The sequence below is a fragment of the Acidovorax sp. NN32 genome (assembly GCF_057597245.1).
Map to the genome: position 1 here is coordinate 2338764 of NZ_CP199679.1, position 21373 is coordinate 2360136.

At 65.4% G+C, this 21373-nt stretch carries 14 protein-coding genes; 8 read left to right on the top strand and 6 right to left on the bottom strand.

The features are described 5' to 3' along the window. Positions 1-91 precede the first annotated feature (91 nt). Entirely contained in the window at positions 92-4099 is a 4008-nt protein-coding gene (gene purL / locus ACT89O_RS11050) for a phosphoribosylformylglycinamidine synthase (RefSeq protein WP_487262653.1), read from the top strand. 191 nt (positions 4100-4290) lie between these two features. On the opposite strand, the gene ACT89O_RS11055 is transcribed toward purL, so the two are convergent. Beyond that, positions 4291-4974, bottom strand: coding sequence for a class I SAM-dependent methyltransferase (locus ACT89O_RS11055; protein ID WP_121419814.1), 684 nt, complete (start codon positions 4972-4974; stop codon positions 4291-4293). 276 nt (positions 4975-5250) lie between these two features. Here ACT89O_RS11055 and ACT89O_RS11060 point away from each other — a divergent pair, with 276 nt between their 5' ends. The 5 genes from ACT89O_RS11060 to ACT89O_RS11080 all read left to right on the top strand — a co-directional run bounded on the left by ACT89O_RS11060 (position 5251) and on the right by ACT89O_RS11080 (position 10487). After that, on the top strand, positions 5251-6237 hold the full coding sequence (locus ACT89O_RS11060) for a DUF808 domain-containing protein (protein ID WP_436130034.1): 987 nt from the start codon (positions 5251-5253) through the stop codon (positions 6235-6237). Between the two features lie 130 nt (positions 6238-6367). After that, positions 6368-6958, top strand: coding sequence for an OmpW/AlkL family protein (locus ACT89O_RS11065; protein ID WP_055393808.1), 591 nt, complete (start codon positions 6368-6370; stop codon positions 6956-6958). A gap of 406 nt (positions 6959-7364) precedes the next feature. Beyond that, entirely contained in the window at positions 7365-8282 is a 918-nt protein-coding gene (gene egtD / locus ACT89O_RS11070; protein WP_121506709.1) for an L-histidine N(alpha)-methyltransferase, read from the top strand. An 18-nt stretch (positions 8283-8300) separates the two neighbouring features. Then, positions 8301-9491 carry an ergothioneine biosynthesis protein EgtB gene (gene egtB, locus ACT89O_RS11075; protein ID WP_487262654.1) on the top strand — a complete coding sequence of 397 codons (1191 nt, stop codon included), beginning with the start codon at positions 8301-8303 and terminating at the stop codon, positions 9489-9491. A gap of 153 nt (positions 9492-9644) precedes the next feature. Beyond that, positions 9645-10487, top strand: coding sequence for an SPFH domain-containing protein (locus ACT89O_RS11080; protein WP_055393814.1), 843 nt, complete (start codon positions 9645-9647; stop codon positions 10485-10487). Positions 10488-10627: 140 nt separating this feature from the next. Here the strand turns inward: ACT89O_RS11080 and ACT89O_RS11085 are convergent, their stop codons facing one another. The 4 genes from ACT89O_RS11085 to ACT89O_RS11100 all read right to left on the bottom strand — a co-directional run bounded on the left by ACT89O_RS11085 (position 10628) and on the right by ACT89O_RS11100 (position 17917). Then, positions 10628-11911: an O-acetylhomoserine aminocarboxypropyltransferase/cysteine synthase family protein gene (locus ACT89O_RS11085; protein ID WP_121419818.1), complete on the bottom strand. Its 1284-nt coding sequence runs from the start codon at positions 11909-11911 to the stop codon at positions 10628-10630. Positions 11912-12080: 169 nt separating this feature from the next. Then, the gene (locus ACT89O_RS11090) at positions 12081-14786 is read right to left on the bottom strand and encodes a cation-translocating P-type ATPase (protein WP_487262655.1); all 2706 of its coding nucleotides are present in this window, start codon (positions 14784-14786) and stop codon (positions 12081-12083) included. Next, positions 14776-15858, bottom strand: coding sequence for a sodium:calcium antiporter (locus ACT89O_RS11095; RefSeq protein WP_487262656.1), 1083 nt, complete (start codon positions 15856-15858; stop codon positions 14776-14778). The genes ACT89O_RS11090 and ACT89O_RS11095 overlap by 11 nt, the downstream gene beginning before the upstream one ends. Positions 15859-15913: 55 nt before the next feature. Next, positions 15914-17917 (bottom strand): peptidase U32 family protein, encoded by a 2004-nt coding sequence (locus tag ACT89O_RS11100; RefSeq protein ID WP_487262657.1) that lies wholly within the window; start codon positions 17915-17917, stop codon positions 15914-15916. Positions 17918-18136: 219 nt separating this feature from the next. Here ACT89O_RS11100 and ACT89O_RS11105 point away from each other — a divergent pair, with 219 nt between their 5' ends. After that, positions 18137-18811 carry a hypothetical protein gene (locus ACT89O_RS11105; RefSeq protein ID WP_487262658.1) on the top strand — a complete coding sequence of 225 codons (675 nt, stop codon included), beginning with the start codon at positions 18137-18139 and terminating at the stop codon, positions 18809-18811. Between the two features lie 257 nt (positions 18812-19068). Then, positions 19069-20196, top strand: coding sequence for a branched-chain amino acid ABC transporter substrate-binding protein (locus tag ACT89O_RS11110; RefSeq protein WP_487262845.1), 1128 nt, complete (start codon positions 19069-19071; stop codon positions 20194-20196). Positions 20197-20276: 80 nt separating this feature from the next. Here ACT89O_RS11110 and ACT89O_RS11115 read toward each other — a convergent pair whose 3' ends face one another. Continuing rightward, entirely contained in the window at positions 20277-21281 is a 1005-nt protein-coding gene (locus ACT89O_RS11115; RefSeq protein ID WP_228894875.1) for a GlxA family transcriptional regulator, read from the bottom strand. Positions 21282-21373: the final 92 nt, after the last annotated feature.

Consider the following 21373-nt stretch of genomic DNA (forward strand, 5'->3'; position numbering starts at 1 on the left):
ATGCCCGGTAAAATAGCGGGCTCCGGTCCTGGCTGCACGCTGGCGCCCGGAGCCACCCTCTACCCCTGACACCCCCCAACAGGCCGCTACCGTGACCTTGCACATGACCACGCTGGCGGGCGGCAACGCCCTCAGCTCCTTCCGCGCCCAGCAACTTCAACCCGCCCTGGAGGCGATCCACCCCAAGATCAGCGGCATTGCAGCGCGTTTTGTGCACCTGGTCGCTACCGACGCGGCCCCTACACCCACTGAGCAAGAACGTTTGGCCGCGCTGTTGACCTACGGCGACCCTTATGCGGGCCCCGAAGACGGCGCCGTGCTCATCGTCACACCCCGCCTGGGCACGCTGTCGCCCTGGGCCTCCAAGGCCACCGACATCGCCCGCAACTGCGGCATCGCCATCCGCCGGGTCGAGCGCATCACTGAATACCGCATCAGCCTCAAATCCGGTCTGCTGGGCAAAACCCCTGAGCTGACGGCCGAGCAGCTGGGCCAGGTGGCCGCCTTGCTGCACGACCGCATGACCGAATCGGTGGTGGCCGACCGCAGCGCCGCCGCCGCCCTGTTCACCGAACTGCAGCCCGCGCCCATGGAGCATGTGGACGTGCTGGCCGGTGGTCGCGCTGCCCTGGTGGCCGCCAACACCCGCTTCGGCCTGGCCCTGGCCGATGACGAAATCGACTACCTCGTGACCGCGTTCACGGGTCTCGCGCGCAACCCCACCGACGTGGAACTGATGATGTTCGCGCAGGCCAACAGCGAACACTGCCGCCACAAGATCTTCAACGCCCAGTTCACCATCGACGGTGTGGCCCAGGACAAGAGCCTGTTCGGCATGATCCGCAACACCCACCAGCTGGCGCCGCAGCACACAGTGATCGCGTATTCGGACAACGCCTCGGTGATGGAAGGCCATCAGGTCGAGCGATTTGTGGCAAAAATGGCTGCTACCGCGCATCCATCAAGCGCTAATAGCTATCAAAAGAGTAGCGTAACCCAGCATGTGCTGATGAAGGTGGAAACCCACAACCACCCCACGGCCATCTCGCCCTTCCCTGGCGCCTCCACCGGCGCGGGCGGCGAGATCCGCGACGAGGGCGCCACCGGCCGGGGCTCCAAGCCCAAGGCGGGCCTCACGGGCTTCACGGTGTCCAAGCTCTGGGGCAGCACTGTGGGCAAGCCCGAGCACATTGCCAGCCCGCTGCAGATCATGGTCGAAGGGCCCCTGGGCGGCGCCGCGTTCAACAACGAGTTTGGTCGCCCCAACCTGAACGGCTACTTCCGCGAATACGAGCAAGAAGTCGGCGGCGTGCAGCGCGGCTACCACAAGCCCATCATGATTGCGGGCGGTGTGGGCGTGATCGATGCCGAGCTGACGAAGAAGATTGAGTTTCCCGCCGGTTCGCTGCTGATCCAGCTGGGCGGCCCCGGCATGCGCATCGGTATGGGCGGCAGCGCCGCCAGCTCCATGGCCACGGGCACCAACGCGGCCGAGCTGGACTTTGACTCGGTGCAGCGCGGCAACCCCGAGATCGAGCGCCGCGCGCAAGAGGTCATCAACCACTGCTGGGCGCAGGGCGCGGCCAACCCGATCCTCGCCATCCACGACGTGGGTGCGGGTGGCTTGTCCAACGCCTTCCCCGAACTGACCAATGACGCAGGCCGGGGCGCGCGCTTTGACCTGCGTGCCGTGCAGCTCGAAGAGTCGGGCATGGCGCCCAAGGAAATCTGGAGCAACGAATCGCAAGAGCGCTACGTGCTAGCCATCGCGCCCGAGTCGCTGGAACAGTTCAAGGCCTTCTGCGAGCGCGAGCGCTGCCCGTTTGCCGTGATCGGCACGGCCACCGAAGAGCGCCAGCTGGTGCTGCACGACCCTGCTGCTACGGCCGACGATCAGAAGCTGCCCGTGGACATGCCCATGAACGTGCTGCTGGGCAAGCCGCCAAAGATGCACCGCGATGTGAAGACGGTGGTGCGCGAATTCGCACCCATGGCCCTGACCGGCGTGCCGCTGCAAAAAGCCGTGATCGACGTGCTGGCCCACCCCACGGTAGCCTCCAAGCGCTTCCTCATCACCATTGGCGACCGCACCGTGGGTGGCCTGAGCCACCGCGACCAGATGGTCGGCCCCTGGCAGGTGCCCGTGGCCGATTGCGCCGTGACCCTGGCCGACTACAAGGGCTTTGCGGGCGAGGCCATGAGCATGGGCGAGCGCACGCCGCTGGCCGCCATCAACGCGCCGGCTTCAGGCCGCATGGCCGTGGCCGAGGCCATCACCAACCTGCTGGCCGCCCCCATCGAGCTGCCGCGCGTGAAGCTGTCGGCCAACTGGATGGCCGCGTGTGGCGAGCCCGGCGAAGACGCCGCGCTGTACGAAACCGTGAAGGCCGTGGGCATGGAGCTGTGCCCTGCGCTGGGCATCAGCATCCCCGTGGGCAAGGACAGCCTGTCCATGCGCACGCAGTGGAGCGAAGGTTCTGAGAAGAAGAAAGTTACCTCGCCCGTCAGCCTGATCGTGAGCGCATTCGCTTCGCTGTCCGACGTGCGTGGCACGCTCACGCCCCAGCTCAACGCCACCGAGGCCGACACCACCCTGGTGCTGATCGACCTGGGCAAGGGCCAGAGCCGCATGGGCGGCAGCATCCTGGGCCAGACGCTGGAGCAAAGCGGCGATGTGGTACCCGATGTGGACGACCCGAAAGACCTGGTCAACCTCGTCAACGCCGTGAACGCACTGCGCGCCAAGGGCCAGATCCTGGCGTACCACGACCGCAGCGACGGCGGCCTGCTGGCGGCTGCCGCCGAAATGGCCTTTGCGGGCCATGTGGGCGTGGCGCTGAACGTGGATTTGCTGGTCACTGAAGGCGACGGCATCAGCGACAGCCGCATGGACACGGGCGATGCCAAGAACTGGGCAGGCCAGGTGGGGGCTCGCCGCGAAGAGCTCACGCTGAAAGCCCTGTTCAACGAGGAACTGGGTGTGTTGCTGCAGGTGCGCACGGCCGAGCGCAACGACGTGATGCAGACCCTGCGCGAGCATGGCCTGTCCAAGTTCAGCCACTTCGTCGGCAAAACGCGTCCTGCATCGTCCGAGATCGACGCAGGCAAGGGCGAATTGCAGGTCTGGCGCGATGCCAAGGCCGTATTCAGTGCGCCGCTGGCCGACCTGCACCAGGTGTGGGACGCTGTGAGCTGGAAGATTTGCCAGCAGCGCGACAACCCCGCCAATGCCGATGCCGAACACGCCGCAGCGGGCGAGCCCACCGACCCCGGCATGCACGTGCACCTCACGTTCGACGCCACTGACAACGTGGCGGCGCCATACCTGAACCTCGCCAAACCCAAGGTCGCCATCCTGCGCGAGCAGGGTGTGAACTCGCACATCGAGATGGCCTACACGTTCACGGAAGCAGGCTTTGAGGCCTATGACGTGCACATGACCGACCTGCAGACTGGCCGCGTCAAGCTCGAAGACTTCAAGGGCGTGGTGGCCTGCGGCGGCTTCAGCTACGGCGACACCTTGGGCGCGGGCATCGGCTGGGCGCGGTCCATCACCTTCAACCCCGTGCTGGCCGCGCAGTTCCAGGGCTTCTTTGGCCGCACCGATACGTTTGGCCTGGGTGTTTGCAACGGCTGCCAGATGTTTGCCGAGCTGGCCGACATCATCCCCGGCGCGCAGGACTGGCCACGCTTCACCACCAACCAGAGCGAGCGTTTCGAAGCCCGCCTGTCGCTGGTGGAAGTGCTCGAATCACCCAGCTTGTTCCTGCAAGGCATGGCCGGCAGCCGACTGCCGATTGCTGTGGCGCATGGCGAGGGTTATGCCAACTTCAAGTACCGGGGCAACGCCGACAAGGCCATTGCCGCCATGCGCTACGTGGACAACCACGGGCGCGCGACGGAGCAGTACCCCTTCAACCCCAACGGCAGCGCAGGCGGCCTGACGGCGGTGACCACGGCCGACGGCCGCTTCACGGCCATGATGCCGCACCCCGAGCGCGTGTTCCGCAACGTGCAGATGAGCTGGACGAGTGAAGACAAGGCGCAGTACAGCAGCTGGATGCGCATTTGGCGCAACGCGCGCAAGTGGGTAGGCTGATCCGGCGCTGATCATCTGCACCGCTGCGGCGGTTGTTGCCAAAAGGCCGGTCCCTCATGGGGTCGGCCTTTTTTCGTGGAGCCAACCATTGAGAAAGGTGGGCGGCGCGGGTGAAAGGCGGCAAGCCAAGGGCTGCTCCGTAACGAGGGCCTAGCCCCCCTCGGGGGAGGTGCTCCCGGCGGCTCAGGGGCTCATCCCATCTTGCGTTGGTAGATCAGCAGGCGGCCCTTGTAGGCCGGGCGGTCTTCCAGGGCCGGGTGGTCCAGGCGCTCTTCCACCACTTCAAACCGGTGCACTGCCATCTGCTTGTGGAAGGTAGAGCGGTTGCCCCGGTTCGGGTCCACGATCCAGATCTGCGCGCCCTGGCCGGCGTGGCGGTCCAGAAAACTGGCCAGCGAGGCGCGGGCGTCGCGTTCATACAGCACATCGCTGCCCATGATGAGGTCGAACTGACCTTGTACCGCGCCTGTTCCCGCGGCGGCGTCCGCGCCCCACTGGCCCGTGCGGTATTTGAGGGGCGGCAGGCCGTTGAGCCGCAGGTTCTCCAGCAGAAACGTTGGTGCCAGCGGGTGGCAGTCGCTGGCGGTCACATCCATGCCGCGCCGGTGGCACACCAGGCTTGCCAGGCCCAGGCCACAGCCAATCTCCAGCACGCGCTCGCCGGTCAGCAAAGGGCGGCTGGCCATGCGTTGTGCCAACTGTGCCCCCGATGGCCAAAGCAGGCCGAACAGGGGCCACGCGGCCGACGATATGCCAAGCGCCTCGGCGGCTCCCAGTGGATCAGAGAACTGTTGCCTGTCGAGCAATGATCGAATGATCAGGTCGGCTGCGCCAGTGATGGCGATGTCTTCGTGTTTGGTGAGGTAGCCGGGCATGGCTTGGGCATGAAGCCCGAATAAGAGCACATGCTCCAGGACCCCAGAGGTGATGGGTGAGGGCGCGAGTATGCGCTTTGTGCGGGGCGGCATTCGCGCCATCCATCGCTGTGCTGAGCAAGGGGCGGCCCACCAGTGGGAAACAGGTCGTGCAAGGGCCGCCCAGATCGAGGGGTCTGTGCCGCGCGGCGCCGTTGGCCTGGGCGTTGCTATAGTCCGGCGCACGCATGGCGGCATGCCCGCCGATTTTGTACTGACTTATTTCAAGGATTCCCCATGGCCACTGGCAGCCTGCTTGCCCTGTTGGACGATATCGCCACCATCCTCGACGACGTGGCCCTCATGACCAAGGTGGCGGCCAAGAAGAGCGCTGCCATGGCCGATGACGTGTCGGTCATGACAAAGGTGGCCGCCCAGAAGACGGCCGGTGTGCTGGGGGATGACCTGGCACTCAATGCCCAGCAGGTCACCGGGGTGCGGGCCGAGCGCGAAATCCCTGTGGTGTGGGCCGTGGCCAAGGGCTCCATGATCAACAAGGTCATCCTGGTGCCTGCCGCGCTGCTGATCAGCGCGTTTGCGCCCTGGGCGGTCACGCCTTTGTTGATGGTGGGGGGCGCTTTTTTGTGTTTTGAGGGCTTTGAAAAAGTGGCGCACAAGCTGCTGCATGCCCAGCACCAGGATGAGGCCGAGCACGAAAGCCATGCCAAGGCCAATGCGAACCCGGCGGTGGACCTGGTAGCCTTTGAAAAGGACAAGATCAAGGGCGCGGTGCGCACCGACTTCATCCTGTCGGCTGAAATCATCGCGATCACGCTGGGCACCGTGGCCAATGCACCGTTTACCCAGCAGGTGGCCGTGCTGTCGGGCATCGCCATCATCATGACCATCGGTGTGTATGGCCTGGTAGCGGGCATCGTCAAGCTCGATGACCTGGGCCTGTGGCTCAACAACAAGGCCAGCAGCGCGGCCCGTGCCGTGGGGGCAGGCATCCTGCGCGCTGCTCCCTGGCTCATGAAGGGCCTGTCCATTGCTGGCACGGCGGCGATGTTTCTGGTGGGCGGTGGCATCCTGGTGCATGGCGTTCCGGTGCTGCACCATGCTGTAGAGGGCGTAGCTGCCGCAGCAGGCCAATGGCCGACGGGCGGGTTGTGGAAGGTGGTGGTGGAGAATCTGCTCAACGCGGTGGTGGGCATCGTGGCCGGGGGGCTGGTGCTGGCCGGTGTCACGCTGGTGCAGCGCCTGCGCGGCAAGTCCACAGCGTGAGAATGGGTATGCCTTGATCTAGGTCTAAGGGTTAGTACGGAGGTCTTGAGATAGGGCAAGGTCGGCGGGTGGATGCAGCGGTTCAATACATGCACGGGGGTCGTCCCCGTCCAACCGATGCGAAATCACCATGAAAAAAACTCTGCTGGCTGTAGCCGCTCTGTGTGTTCTGTCTTCTGGCGCTGCGCTGGCGCAACAAGCAGAAGGCCCCTGGATGGTCCGCGCGCGCGTTGTCAACCTTGACAGCGCCAACAAGGACAGCACACCGCTGGGCCTGACGGTCAACGACAAGACCATCCCTGAAGTAGACATCACCTACTTCTTCAATAAGAACATCGCCGCCGAGCTGATCCTCACCGTCCCCCAGAAACACACCCTGCGTGCGGGCGGCGCTGCCATCGGCACGCTCAAGCACCTGCCTCCCACGCTCACTGTGCAATACCACTTTGACGTAGCCGGCTTTAAGCCCTACGTGGGTGCGGGCCTGAACTACACGCGCTTCTCCGGCGTGCACCTGCCCGCTGGTGTGGACATTGACCGCAACAGCTTTGGCCCCGCCTTGCAAGCCGGTGTGGACATTCCGCTGTCCAAGAACCTGTACCTGAATTTCGACGTGAAGAAGGTCTACATCAAGACCGACGTGAGCGCAGGCGGTGCCAAGCTGGGCACCTTCAAGGTGGACCCCGTTCTGGTGGGCGTGGGTCTGGGCTGGCGCTTCTAGTGTGGTGTTGCAGGCTTGACGGCACATTTAGAACCGATGGATTTTTGGTCAGGGCAAGGCGCAAACCACAGCGATACCAGTAGGTATCGCGAGGATTTGCAACGCAGCCCTGGCCGAAAAGACGCGGTTTTAAGTGCCGGATAGCGTGCAACACCACACGAGGGAGTCTGCGGTCAAGGCTGGCCCTGCATTCCTGGCAGCAAGAGTTCTCCAAGGTTAAAAGGGCTGGCGCCTGCGCCAGCCCTTTTTTTTAGGGGGTGCGGAAATGGCCTACACACAGCTGCAGGCGAGGCGACGCACAATGGCGTGAAGGGAGCGTGTGGGGCGTGCCGCCGTGCGTGCGCCCCAGGTGCCTCTGCTTTTTGACCACCCGGCGGCGCTGCCGCACCCAACGTCTCACTGACCCATGCTCCTGCCTCGCTACTCCGACATTACGCACGGGCTGACCCAGCGGCCCGCACGCATCTCCCCCAAGTATTTTTACGACCAACACGGCTCGCAGCTGTTTGAGGCCATCACGCGCCTGCCGGAGTACTACCCCACGCGCACCGAGATGGCACTGATGCAGACGCATGCGGACAGCATTGCAGGCACGGTGGGACCGGGGCGTACCCTCATCGAACTGGGAGCAGGCAACTGCCAGAAGGCCCGCACCCTGTGCCGCCTGGTGCAGCCGGCGTGTTTTGTGGGTGTGGACATTTCAGCGGATTTTCTGGAACAGGCGGTGCAGGGGCTGCGCGACGACTTCCCCGCACTGGATGCCCGCGCACTGGCGGGCGACATGACCCTGGGGGTGGCACTGCCGGACGACATTCCCCGCACCGGCCGGCTGGTGTTCTACCCGGGATCTTCCATCGGCAACTTCGATCCCCCGCACGCCCTGGAACTGCTGGGCCACATGCGTGAACTTGTGGATGACGATGGCGGCCTGCTCATCGGCATCGATCTGCCCAAGGACGTGGCCGTGCTGGAGGCGGCCTACGACGATGCGGCGGGCGTGACGGCCGAGTTCAACCGCAACGTGCTGCGCCACGTGAACCGCCTGATCGGCAGCGACTTTGATGTGGGGCAGTGGCAGCACCGTGCGTTCTTTAACCCCGAGGCGTCGCGCATTGAAATGCACCTGGAGGCGGCATCCGATACCGAGGTGTGCTGGCCCGGCGGTGGCCGCAGGTTTGAGCAGGGCGAGCGCATTCACACCGAGAACAGCTACAAGTACCCCTTGCCCGTGTTCACCGACATGCTGGCCCGCGCTGGTTTTGCACAGGCCCAGGCGTGGACGGACGAGCGCGGCTGGTTTGCCGTGGTGCACGCGCGTCCCTGATCAGTGGCTGCAATGACCATGACATCCAACACACTGCAGTCCCGCTACACCGCCGTGCGCGGCCGCTCGGTGGCACTGGCGGCGCCCCTGTCGCCCGAGGACTGCAGCGCGCAGTCCATGCCGGACGCCAGCCCCACCAAATGGCACCTGGCGCACACCAGCTGGTTTTTTGAAACCTTCGTTCTCGAAGCGCACGAACCCGGGTTTGCGCCGTTTGCGCCCGCGTTCCGGGTGCTTTTCAACTCTTACTACAACGGTGTGGGGGCCAAGCACCCGCGCCCGCAGAGGGGGCTGCTGACGCGCCCCGCGCTCCATGAAGTGCTGGCCTACCGGGCCGATGTGGATGCCCGCATGGCGCGCCTGTTGTCGACCGTGGCGCACGATGCCGCTTTGTGCGCATTGATCGAACTGGGCTTGCAGCACGAGCAGCAGCACCAGGAGTTGATGCTCACCGACATACAGCACCTGCTGTCGTGCAACCCGCTGTTCCCTGTCTATGCGGCGGCTTGCGATGTGGTGCCACCGCCCGCGGCTGCAACTTTGACGTGGCATTCTTTCGATGGAGGGCTCATCGAAATCGGCCATAAAGGCGAAGGCTTTGCGTTTGACAACGAAGGCCCACGCCATCGCACGTACCTGCACCCTTACGCACTGGCCTCGCGCCTTGTTACCCAGGCTGAATTTGCGGCCTTTGTGGAGGGCGGGGGCTACCAGAACCCCATGCTCTGGCTGGCGGAAGGTTGGGATTGGCGGGCAGCACAGGGTCTGAATCACCCGCTGTATTGGCACCGCGTGGAAGGCGAGTGGTACTGCTTCACGTTGGCTGGCCTGCAGCCGCTGGAGGGCGACCAACCGGTGGTGCATCTGTCGTACTACGAGGCTGATGCCTACGCGCGCTGGGCGGGAGCCCGCCTGCCCACCGAGGCCGAATGGGAGCACGCGGCCGCGAAGGATGCCGACCCCGTGGCGCAGCTTTTTGGCGTCGCCTGGCAATGGACACAGTCGAGCTACGCCCCGTATCCCGGCTTTCAGGTGGCGGCAGGTGCCGTGGGCGAATACAACGGCAAGTTCATGGTGAATCAGTACGTGCTGCGGGGCTCGTCCTGCGCTACGCCACCGGGGCATGAGCGGCTGACCTACCGCAACTTCTTCCCGGCCACCGCGCGCTGGCAGTTCACGGGCATTCGGCTGGCGCGCGACCTGGGTTGATACTGGGCTCTGCCGTCCCGAAGGCTGCTGTAGACAGCGGCGAACCACACGTTTTTGGTGGGGTAGGGCTCTCCTACAATCGCGCTCGCTCGCCCTGCCGGCGCAGCCACGGCGCGCCGTGCCTACCAACCCCTTTTGACCCGTGAGACTCTCATGACCGCTTTGCGAACCTTGTCCCTGTTGTGCCTGAGCGTTGCGCTGGGCGCGTGCAGCCAGATCGATACCGGCAATGTGGGTGTGGAGCGCACGCTGGGCAAGGTGGGGCAGGAGGCCTTGCCGCCGGGGCTTTACTTCACGCTGTTCAAGACGGTGGATGAATTCACGGCTAAAGAGGTGAGCTTTTCGCTGGAGAACCTCACCCCCAAGAGCCGCGACAACCTGACCATGCAGGACGTGGACATCGACATCTATTTCAAGACCACGCCGGCCTCCATCCCTACGCTGTTCGTCAAATACCAGGGCGATGTGGTGCAGCACAGACAAGTGGTCAAAGACGGCACGGCGGACCTGCTGGTGGCCTACAGCCGCGTGCAGCGCGAAGCCCGTGAAGCCATCTACAAGGCCATTGCCCAGATGGATGCGACCACCATGCACACCAAGCGCGCCGAGCTGGCAGAAAGCGTGCGCACCACCTTGCAGGCCGAGCTGGACGCCACGGACAAAGGCGCCTTCACTGTCACCGCCGTGAATGTTCGCAACATGCTGACGGACAAGGCCATCGAATCCGCCATCCGCCAGCGCGCCGAGACGGACCAGGCGATCGAGAAAAAGCGCAAGGAGATCGACCTGGCCAAGGCCGAGGCAGAGCGCCTGATCGTGCAGGCCGAAGGCGAAGCGCGGGCCAACCAGATCATCAGCGCATCGCTCACGCCCGCGCTCAAGGAAATCCGGCTGGCCGAGATCCAGCGCGACACCGCCCTGGCCATTGCCAGCAAGCAGGGCAACACGGTGCTGATGGGCGGCGGCGCTGCACCACTGGTCAGCGTGGGCCGGTGAATCAGGGCGCCAAGCGGTGCCACTGTGGGTTGATTTGCTATTGAAACAATAGTTATTAGCGCTTGCCGGTCAAGCGCTGGAGGCTAAAAACACTTGAAATTCGAGTGGCCACGCGCCTTCAGCGCATGGCCACTCGCAGTTCACACCTTGTCGAGCGCCTGGGCCAGGTCGGCCTGCAGGTCGTTGATGTGCTCGATGCCCACCGACAAGCGCACCATGCCCTCGCTCACGCCGGCCTTGGCCAGCTCCTCGGGGTTGAGCTGGCGGTGGGTGGTCGATGCGGGGTGCGTGGCGAGGGACTTCGCATCGCCGATGTTGACCAGGCGTGTGAAGAGTTGCAGCGCATCCAGAAAACGTGCACCGGCCGCACGTGGGTCGGCGTCGCTGTTCTTCACGCCAAAGCTCAGGATGCCCGAGGCCTTGCCGCCTGACTGGCGCTGCACCAGCGCGTGGTCCGGGTGGTCGGGCAGACCGGCGTAGCGCACCCATTCCACCTTGGGATGGCTTTGCAGATACTTGGCAATGGCCAGCGTGTTGTCGCAGATGCGGTCCATGCGCAGCGCCAGGGTTTCGATGCCTTGCAGGATCAGGAAGGCATTGAGCGGCGCCAGCGCCGCGCCGGTATTGCGCAGCGGCACCACGCGCGCCCGGCCGATAAAGGCAGCCGGGCCCAGGGCCTCGGTGTAGACCACGCCGTGGTAGCTCACATCGGGCTCGTTCAGGCGCGGGAAGCGGGCCTTGTGCTCGGCCCACGGGAACTTGCCGCTGTCCACAATCGCGCCGCCCACGCTGTTGCCGTGGCCGCCCAGGTACTTGGTGAGCGAGTGCACCACGATGTCGGCGCCATGCTCGATGGGGCGCAGCAGGTAGGGGCTGGGCACCGTGTTGTCCACGATCAGCGGCACGCCGTGGTCGTGCGCCACCTTGGCCAGCGCGGCGATATCGGTCACATTGCCCAGCGGGTTGCCGATGGACTCGATGAAGATCGCCTTGGTGCGCGCATCGATGTGCTGCGCAAAGCTGGCCGGGTCACGCGGGTCGGCAAAGCGCGTGGTGATGCCCTGCTGCGGCAGCGTGTGGGCAAACAGGTTGTAGGTGCCGCCGTAGAGCGTGCTGGCCGAGACGATGTTGTCGCCCGCCTCGGCAATGGTCTGGATGGCATAGGTGATGGCTGCCATGCCCGAGGCCACGGCCAGCGCGGCAATGCCGCCTTCGAGCGCTGCGACGCGCTTTTCGAGCACGTCGGTGGTGGGGTTCATGATGCGGGTGTAGATGTTGCCCGGCACCTTCAGGTCGAACAGGTCCGCGCCGTGCTGGGCGCTGTCAAACGCGTAGGCCACCGTCTGGTAGATGGGCACGGCCACGGCCTTGGTGGTGGGGTCGGGGCTGTAGCCGGCGTGGACGGCCAGGGTTTCGATTTTCATGAAGCTTGTCTCTTTCGTTGAAGGGAAGGGAGTGGCACCACCGGTCTCCACCCGTGGCTGGGCGGAGCTCGGTGCGCCGATGGCGCGGGCCATTCTGGCACCGCTGGCCGCTGGCGTCACCGAATCGTTGGCTATGTGCTTATGACGTTCTTGTGCGGGTTGGGCAACCTCACGCAGCAGGCTCGTCCATGGCGCTGTCGATGGGCTCTGGCGCGGTGCGCCGCTCCTGCTGGCTGCGCCGCCAGGCCTTCTCGATTTCCACGACCACCAGCACCACCAGTGCGGCGCCAATGCACAGCGCCAACTCGCCAATACTCAGCGGCTCCGTGCGGAATATGGGGTTGAGCCAGGGCACATAAATCGTGGCCATCTGCAGCGCAAAGGTGAGCAGCACGGCGCCCAGCAGCGGGCGGTTGCTCAGCAGGCCTAGGCGCCAGATGGGTTCGGATTCGGAGCGGATGGCGATCACGTGCGCCATCTGCGCCAGCGTGAGCACGGTGAACACCATGGTCTGCCAATGCGCGTGGCCGGTGTGCAGGGCCCAGGCCTGCACCGCCAGGCACAGCCCGCCAATGAGCAGGCCCACGCCCAATATGTGCTGCCACATGCCGTGTGCAAACAGGCTCTCGCGCGGTGCGCGGGGCGGGCGCTGCATGATGCCGCGCTCGGCTGGCTCGGCCGCCAGTGCCAGGCCGGGCAGGCCGTCGGTCACCAGGTTGACCCACAGGATGTGGATGGGCAGCAGCGGAATGGGCAGCAGCAACAGCGGCGCGAGGAAGATGGTCCAGATCTCGCCCGAGTTGCCCGTCATCGCGTAGCGCACAAACTTGCGGATGTTGTCGTAGATGCGGCGGCCTTCGCGCACCGCCGCGACGATGGTGGCGAAGTTGTCGTCCAGCAGCACCAGGCTCGATGCCTCGCGCGCCACGTCGGTACCGCCCTGGCCCATCGCAATGCCGATATCGGCGCGTTTGAGGGCCGGGGCGTCGTTCACGCCGTCGCCTGTCATAGCCACGAAGTGGCCCTGGGCCTGCAGCGCTTCGACGATGCGGATCTTCTGCGCCGGGTCCACGCGGGCGTAGACCTGCACCTGTTCCACGCGGGCGCGCAGTGCGGCATCGTCCAATGTGGCCAGGTCGGCGCCGGTGAGCACGGGCGCGTCGGTGCTGGTGACGATACCCAAGCGGTGAGCAATGGCACGTGCGGTGGCGGGGTGGTCGCCGGTGATCATCACGGGCGTGATGCCTGCGCTGATGCAGTCGCGCACTGCGGCCTTCGCCTCGGCACGGGGTGGGTCGATGAGGGCGATCAGGCCCAGCAGCTCCAGCTGGTTTTCTACCGCGTCGATGTCGTTGGTGTCGGGCAGGCGGGTGTGGCTGCGGCGGGCCAGGGCCAGCACACGCAGGCCCTGGGCGGCGAGTTGCTGGGCGGTGGCGAGGACCTGGGCCGTGTCCAGTGCGGCAGCGCCTTCGGGCGTCCAGTGGGCGGTGCAGCGGGGCAAGACTGATTCCGGCGCGCCCTTGGTGTAGGCCACAAAACCATCGGCAGCGCGGTGGAAGGTGGTCATGCGCTTGCGTTCAGAGTCAAAGGGCTGCTCTTGCACGCGGGGGCTGCTCACATCCAGCTGGGCCTTGTCCTGTCCGCCCGCATGGGCGGCCAGCACCAGCGCGGTTTCGGTGGGGTCGCCCTGCCAGCGGGTGCCGAACTGGCCCTCTTCGTTCTGCGCCTGGAGCGTGGCGTCGTTGCACAGCGCTGCGGCGCGCAGGGCCTCGGCATGGGCGGGGCCGGGCAGGGGGTCACCGGGCACCCAGCGCACGCCGTGGGCCAGCAGCAGCTCGGCATGCATGCGGTTTTGCGTGAGGGTGCCGGTCTTGTCCGAGCAGATGGTGGTGACCGAGCCCAGGGTTTCGACCGACGGCAGGCGCCGCACCAGCGCATGCACGGCCACCATGCGGCGTGCGCCCAGGGCCAGGAGCACGGTGACCACCGCAGGCAGTGCCTCGGGGATGGCGGCCACGGCCAGACTGATGGCGGTGAGGGCCATGAGCAGCGGCGCCTCGCCGCGCAGCACGCCGACCACAAAGATCACCGCGCAGATGCCCAGCACCGCGATCGCCAAGCGCTTGCCAAAGGCCGCCAGGCGCAGTTGCAGCGGCGTGCTGCGGTCGCCGGTGTCGAGCAGCGTGGCCACCTTGCCCAGCTCGGTGTGCATGCCGGTGGCCACCACCAGGCCGCGTGCCCGGCCATGCGTGGCCGTGGTGCCCTTGAAGGCCATGTTGGTGCGGTCGCCCAGCGCGCCCACGTCCTCGGCGGCCAGGGCCTGCGTCTGCTTGGCGACGGTGACGGACTCGCCCGTGAGGGCCGATTCATCCACCTGCAGCTGCGCAATCTCGATGAGCCGCAGGTCGGCCGGAATCTGGTTGCCCGCCTCCAGCAGCACGATGTCGCCCGGCACCAGCGCCGTGGCGGGCACCACCTGCACCGCGCCGCTGCGCAGCACGGTGGCGTGGGCGGCGGCCAGCTGGCGCAGCGCCGCCATGGCCTGGTCGGCGCGCCAGGCCTGAACAAAGCCGATGACGGCATTGAGCACCACGATCACCAGGATGACCAGCGTGTCGGTGACCTCCCCCACCAGGCCCGAGATGACGGCGGCGCCCAGCAGCACCAGCACCATGAAGTCCTTGAACTGGTCAGCCAGCAGATGCCACCAGGGGCGGTCTTGCCCCGCCGCCAGCTCATTGGCGCCGTGGGTGGCGCTGCGGCGCAGGGCTTCGTCGGGGTGCAGGCCTGCGTCAGGGTCAACGGCGTGCTCGCGTGCCACGTCTATGGCATCGCGCAGATGAGGATGGGGGTGTTTCACGGCATCAGTTTCCATGCAGAAAGACCACGTAGGTGTTGACCAGGTACACCGCCGCCATGCCGATGCTGACCATGCCCACTGCGCGCAGCACACGGCTGCGCGGGCGAAAGAACAGGCCCACCACCGCCAGCCCGGTCATGACTACGGCCGATGCGGCGGTGATGGCATGCACGGGCGACACATGGGCCAGCAGATCGCCGGGGCGGTAGAACAGATCATCTATGCCCACGATAGCCACGTTGAACAGGTTGCTGCCCAGCAGGTTGCCAATGGCCATGTCGAGCGCACCCAGCCGCAGGGCGGACAACGTGACCGCCAGCTCGGGCAGGGTTGTGACCAGGGCCACAAACAGGCTGCCCACAAAGCTGCGGTTCCAGCCCATGGTGGTGGCCAGGTTGACCGCCACAAAGGGCAGCCACATGCCGGCCCCCACCACGATGGCAGCCGCCATCGCAAAGCGGGTGGCCGCTTGTCGAAGGCTGGGCAGCGTAGGTGCTGCGTTGTTGGTGGGCGGCACTGTGTCGGCCGGTGGCGCAGCGGGGTGGCTCCGTTCATACGCAAAGACGGTGCGCATCGCCACCAGATACAGCAGCAGGATCACGGGAGTGAGCAGGCCCACGCTGCGCTGGGAGGCAGTGCCAGCGCCGGTGGAAGCACTGGCAGTAGCCCCCAGTTGGCCCATCAGCAGCCCCAGCAGCAAAAAGCCCAGCAGCACCACGCCAAAAGCGCCTGCCAGCACGTGGCCGTGGGCGGCCCGGGTCCATACCGGTGCTGGCCGGTACAGCAGGTCGATCACCACCAGAAACACCAGGTTGAGCACGCAGCTGCCCAGTGCGTTGCCCACAGCCAGGTTGGGGGTGTTTGCGATGGTGACGCTGGTGATGCCGGTGGCCAGCTCTGGAAGCGAAGTCACGCTGGCCACCAGCGTGAGGCCGATCCAGCTGCCCGACAAGCCTGTGCGCTGGGCAATGGCATCACCGTAGCGCGACAGCTGGTAGCCCGCCGCGCCAATCAGCCCCGCGCAGACTGCGAACTGCAGCCACACCAGCAGCGTGGCCGTCATGGTGCTGGCCCGCAGGGCGGGCATGAAAACGGGGCAGTGTGCATGGGGCATTGCTGTTGAGCCGCCACATGCAGGTGCATCAATGTGCTTTGTGCGGCCGGGCTTTGTAGAAGGTCAGTGGGATCTCGTTGGCCTGGTTCAGCACCTGGCGCTTGATCTTGCCCACCACGTGCATTTCACAGGGCTTGCAGTCAAAGCGCAAGGTCAGCTTCTCCTTGCCGTTGATCAACATCAAGGGTTCGGCTTTGATGGTGCCCTGCACGCCCGTCACGCCCTTGGCCTGCTTGGGGCACAGGCTCATCGAAAAGCGCACGCAGTGCTTGGTGATCATGAGGCTGACTTCGCCTTCCTCTTCGTGCGCCTCGTAGGCCGCGGCGATCACCTTCACGCCGTGGCGCACGTAGAAGTCGTGGGCCTTGTGGTTGAACACGTTGCCCAGAAAGGAGAGCGTGTCTTCAGGGTAGAGCGCAGGGGGTTCCACGGGCGTGGCGCGTGGCAGGCGGGCGAAGTTGCGGGCGCGGCTGGCTTCCAGGTCGGCCACGGCATCGCGGCGCAGGGCATTGAGCACCGAGGCGGGCACAAACCACGGCTGCGAGAGCTGCAGCGCAATGTCATGCACCGCAAACACCGTGGCGCCAAAGCGGCCCAATTGCTCGCGCAGGCTGGCCTCGGCCTTGGTGGCGTCGGTAGCACTCTGGTGGGGTTGCAGCACGTCGGCGCAGCCCACATTGCCGTCCTCGTCGGTCAGCAGCAGGCTGAAACCCGTGGGCGTTTCGCTCAGTTGCGCCCACAGGCCGATGCGGCGGTCGCTAGATTTTTTCTCCAGCGTGCGCACCCAGTCCATGTCGCGGTTGCGGTTGACCTCGGTGCCCTTGCGCAGGTCCTTGAATCCTTCCATCGGGTCTTTGGGGTACACCCGCCACTGGCCGACGCTGCGGGCCGACACGGGCTCGGCCACGTTGATGGCCATGCCCACCAGCTCCTTGTGCAGGTCGTAGTAGCACAGGCCGTCGCCGTTGTGCAGCACGGTGGCGGGGTCGCTCAGTTCCAGCTCCACAAAGTCTGGGCCCAGCTTGGTTACCCAGCCGATGGCCTGGCCGGGGTTCTTGGGGGTGTCGAATGCGCCGATGTCTTCCTTGCGGCCCGTCACGAAGTAGTCGGTGAACTCGCGGTTGAAGTTCTGCAGCGGGTCGGGCGTGAAGGTGAAGGTGGTGCGCCCGCTGGACGAGCGGGAGAGCGGCCGGCCCTGGGCCTCGCGCTCTTCGATGATTTCGTCGAGCAGCGTGCGGTAGTGGGCGGTGATGTTCTTCACATAGCCCATGTCCTTATAGCGCCCTTCGATCTTGAAGCTGCGCACGCCGGCGTCGATGAGGGCGCGCAGGTTGTCGCTCTGGTTGTTGTCCTTCATGGAGAGCACATGCTTGTCGTGCGCGATGAAGCGGCCCTGCGCGTCCGTCACCTGGTAGGGCAGGCGGCAGGCCTGGCTGCAGTCGCCCCGGTTGGCGCTGCGGCCTGTCTGCGCATGGCTGATGTTGCACTGGCCGCTGTAGGCCACACACAGTGCGCCGTGGATGAAGAACTCGATGTTGGCCCGGCCGGGGGCGTCCACTGGCCCCAGCGCCTTGTGCACGGCCGCGATCTGCTGCACCGTGAGCTCACGCGCCAGAACGATCTGCGAGAGGCCTGCGTCCTGCAGAAAGCGTGCTTTCTCGGGCGTGCGGATGTCGGTCTGTGTGCTGGCGTGCAGCTGGATGGGGGGCAGGTCGATTTCGAGCAGGCCCATGTCCTGGATGATGAGGGCGTCGGCACCGGCCTCGTACACCTGCCACGCCATTTTGCGAGCAGCCTCCAGCTCGTCGTCGCGCAGGATGGTGTTGAGCGTGATGAAGATGCGGCTGTTGAAGCGGTGCGCATGCTTCACCAGGCGTTCGATGTCGCGGATGTCGTTGCCCGCACTGGCCCGCGCGCCAAAGGCTGGGCCGCCGATGTAGACGGCATCGGCGCCGTGGTTGATGGCTTCGATGCCGATGTCTGCGTCGCGCGCGGGCGAGAGCAGTTCGAGCTGGTGGGGCAGGAGAGACATGGGGCGTGATTATTTCAGTTTCGCGGTGCCGTGGAGCTTCCCTCGGGTATCGGGCACTGCACTTTTGGTAACCATGTGACGATGCATTGTGCGGTGGGGGTCTGGTACAACGGGCTCAGCGTGCAAGCCTCGGCGGCCACCCCATGGTCTCTGTGAGCCGCGTTCTTGCAAGGCCGTCGGCGTCGTCGGCCACCCCGAAAACCCAGTGAAAGGACTCTGATGAGCACCTCCCGCATGAAGAAGCCCACCCAGCTGACACTGGCGATCAATGATCTCGACTTTTGCTACCTGCCGCCTCGGCTCAGCTTGTCTCCCATGCGGCACAACGACTTGGTCTGCACGGTGGACTGTTCGTGGTTCTTTTCCGAAGGTGCCAACCACATGGTGTTTGCGCTGGACTGCACGGGCGGGCAGGGCAGCTACAACCCTCACTGCGGGCCGATCTACCGCCACGGTCAGAACCTTTGGTCCGAGGCCCGGGGCTTCATCATCTTTGCGGACGGCATGGTGATGGCCGAGCGATGGAACGGCACGGCCATGCCGGGGCTGGTGACGGTTACCAACACCTCGGGGGCGATCTTCAACCCGGCGGTGCACCCCGTCTTCACGCTTCACGTCCGGGCCGGCTACAGGATGGGTGGGTTTGCCGACCGGATGCGCATCACCATCCACCAGGGTATCGCGGCCGATGGCCCGGTTTTGTTCGAAGGCGAGGTGACCGGGGCCGGGTGGGGCTGGGACTGGACGGGGTCGCACAAAGTGGCCATTGCCGGTATTGGTCCGCACTTCGTGACCCCCAATGACACGGGCTGCGTGGAAGAGCGCGTACCCCGCGACGCACCGAACGCCATCCTGCCGTTTACCAACTTCAAGTTGCGGATGGTGAAAGGTTGAGCGCTTGCCAACGGGCGCGCTGCCGGTCAAAGGGCAGCTTCAGAGGGTGACTTCGGCGAATCAGCTTGTGCCATTAGCCGTTTTAATGGCCCTGCAAATTACTAAGCTTGCATAGCAATTGGCGACGGCAAGGGAGGATGGTGGCTAGGATGCGGTGCGTTTTGCCCCGAAATGGTGCGCAAAAGTTGCGACTATATTTTTTGGAGATTTCTACCGTGTTCCGAGCTTTCACCCGCCTGCGTCCGTCGTCTTTCCCCGTGTCTGTTGTGCAGCTGGCTGCCGTGGGTGTGTGTGTTGCCGCCACTACAGCCACCGCACAGGATGTGCAAACCGTCAAGATCGCCCACGCCGGCCCCGTGTCGGGCGGCATTGCCCACATCGGCAAGGACACTGAAAACGGCGTGCGCCTGGCGATTGACGACCTGAACGCCCAAAACCTCGTGATCGGCGGCAAGAAGATCAAGTTTGAAATTGCGGCCGAAGACGACGCGGGCGACCCGCGCCAGGCCACCGCCGTGGCGCAGAAGCTGTGCGACCAGAAGGTGGCCGGCGTGGTGGGTCACCTGCAGTCGGGCACGTCCATCCCCGCATCGGCCATCTATGCCAAGTGCGACCTGCCGCACATCACGGCATCGGCCTCCAATCCTGACCTGACCAAACCCGGCCACAAGACCACCTTCCGCCTGATCGCCAACGACAACGCGCTGGGCGCGGCGCTGGCCCTGTTTGGTGCCGACCATCAGAAGCTCAAGAGTGTGGCCATCATCGACGACCGCACGGCCTACGGCCAGGGCGTGGCCTCGGTCTTCAAGGCCACGGCGCAACAAAAGGGCCTGAAGGTGGTGGCTGAGGAGTTCACCAACGACAAGGCCACCGACTTCATGGCCATCCTCACTGCCATCAAGAACAAGAAGCCCGATGCGATCTTCTACGGCGGCCTGGACGCGCAGGCCGGCCCCATGCTGCGCCAGATGGAGCAGCTGGGCCTGGGCAATGTGAAGTTCTTCGGCGGCGACGCGCTGTGCACCGAAAAGCTGCCCGAGCTGTCGGGCAAGACCCCCGCCCTGAAGAACGTGACCTGCGCCACCGGCGGCGCGTCGGTGGACAAGATGCAGGGCGGCGCCGACTGGAAGAAGCGCTACGACGCCAAGTTCTCTGGCCAGTTCCAGATCTACAGCCCCTATGCCTATGACGCCGCCATGGTGCTGGCCGACGCCATGAAGCGCGCCAATTCGGTGGACCCGAAGGTGTTTACCCCCTTCCTGGCCAAGACCGAATACAAGGGCGTGACCGCCAACATCGCCTTCACCGCCAAGGGCGAGCTGACGACGCCCGCCGTGACGCTCTACACCTTCAAGGACGGCAGCCGCGTGGCGCTGAACTGAGGGGTCGCCCGCGCATGGATCGGTGCCGGTGGACTCGGGTACCCGATGGCCCTGCCTGCAGAGTGGAAGCGGAGCTTCAGTCAGTCCCTCGGACCGCCCGCGCGGGCCGCTCCGGGGCTGGTGCCGTAGTGCCGCCGGAACAGTCGTGCCAGGCTGCTGGCGTTGCCCAGACCCACCTCGTCAGCGATGGCGGAGAGGCTGTGGTGTGAATGGGTTACGCGCCAGTGGGCGTGTTCCATGCGCATCGCTGTCCAGTGGTTGTGAGCGCTGTGGCCGAAGCGCTCGGTGAACAACCGATCCAGCTGTCGGCGGCCAATGCCGATGCGCTCGGCGATGCTGGCCACGGTAAGGCCGTCGGCCATGGAGGTGCGCATCAGCGCGACCGCACGCACCAGGTGGCGGCCCAGGTCCGGCCCGCCGCCTTCCATCGATTGCAGGTGGTGCCCCTGGTGGCGTGGTTCGTCCACCAGCATGTCGGCCAAGCCCTTGAAGGCGCGCTCCCGGCCGCAGTGGCGTGACAGCAACTCCACCGCCATGTCGATGGCCGCGGTGCCGCCCGCGCAGGTGATGCGGTCGCGGTCAAAGCAATAGATCTGCTCGCTGGCCACCGCTATGCGTGGGAAGGCATGGCGGAACTCGGTCACATGGCGCCAATGCAGCGCCACGCGGCGGCCTTTGAGCAGACCCGCCTCGGCGAGCAAAAAGCTGGCGTTGTCGATCGCCACGAGGGGCAGGCCCCGCGCTGCAGCCTGTCGCAGCACGGGCCCATGGGTGTGCACATGTCCCAGCGACGCTTGCACCGTGCGGCTGCCAAACACCACCAGATAGTCGAATGCCGCCAGGTCCACGGAGTCAGGCGTGGCCTCCATCGTCACCTGCACCCCGCTGCTGGACACCACGGGCGCGCTGTCGACGCCCATCAGCGTCCAGGCGCAGTAGCGCTGGCGGCTGCGGTCCGCTTCGTCGGCCGAAAAGCGCAGCTTGTCCAGAAACGCGCCAAATGGCAGCAGCGCGAAGTCGGGTAGCGGCATCAAGAGCAGGCGTACGTCTGGGCGCTGGAGAGGGCGGTCGTTGGCGGTGCTCATAAGGTATCCATTTTGGTATCAAAAATAGCCAGATTGGATTGCATACCACGGACAGGAGGTGCCTAGACTCCAGACCATGCTTTTCCAAGAAG

Excerpts from the sequence above, each read along its gene's own strand:
- ACT89O_RS11055 (WP_121419814.1), bottom strand. The coding sequence starts at position 4,974 with ATGCCCGGCTACCTCACCAAACACGAAGACATCGCCATCACTGGCGCA.
- ACT89O_RS11115 (WP_228894875.1), bottom strand. The coding sequence starts at position 21,281 with ATGAGCACCGCCAACGACCGCCCTCTCCAGCGCCCAGACGTACGCCTG.
- ACT89O_RS11105 (WP_487262658.1), top strand. The coding sequence starts at position 18,137 with ATGAGCACCTCCCGCATGAAGAAGCCCACCCAGCTGACACTGGCGATC.
- ACT89O_RS11090 (WP_487262655.1), bottom strand. The coding sequence starts at position 14,786 with ATGGAAACTGATGCCGTGAAACACCCCCATCCTCATCTGCGCGATGCC.
- ACT89O_RS11095 (WP_487262656.1), bottom strand. The coding sequence starts at position 15,858 with ATGCCCGCCCTGCGGGCCAGCACCATGACGGCCACGCTGCTGGTGTGG.
- ACT89O_RS11065 (WP_055393808.1), top strand. The coding sequence starts at position 6,368 with ATGAAAAAAACTCTGCTGGCTGTAGCCGCTCTGTGTGTTCTGTCTTCT.
- egtD (WP_121506709.1), top strand. The coding sequence starts at position 7,365 with ATGCTCCTGCCTCGCTACTCCGACATTACGCACGGGCTGACCCAGCGG.
- egtB (WP_487262654.1), top strand. The coding sequence starts at position 8,301 with ATGACATCCAACACACTGCAGTCCCGCTACACCGCCGTGCGCGGCCGC.
- ACT89O_RS11060 (WP_436130034.1), top strand. The coding sequence starts at position 5,251 with ATGGCCACTGGCAGCCTGCTTGCCCTGTTGGACGATATCGCCACCATC.
- ACT89O_RS11100 (WP_487262657.1), bottom strand. The coding sequence starts at position 17,917 with ATGTCTCTCCTGCCCCACCAGCTCGAACTGCTCTCGCCCGCGCGCGAC.
- ACT89O_RS11080 (WP_055393814.1), top strand. The coding sequence starts at position 9,645 with ATGACCGCTTTGCGAACCTTGTCCCTGTTGTGCCTGAGCGTTGCGCTG.
- ACT89O_RS11085 (WP_121419818.1), bottom strand. The coding sequence starts at position 11,911 with ATGAAAATCGAAACCCTGGCCGTCCACGCCGGCTACAGCCCCGACCCC.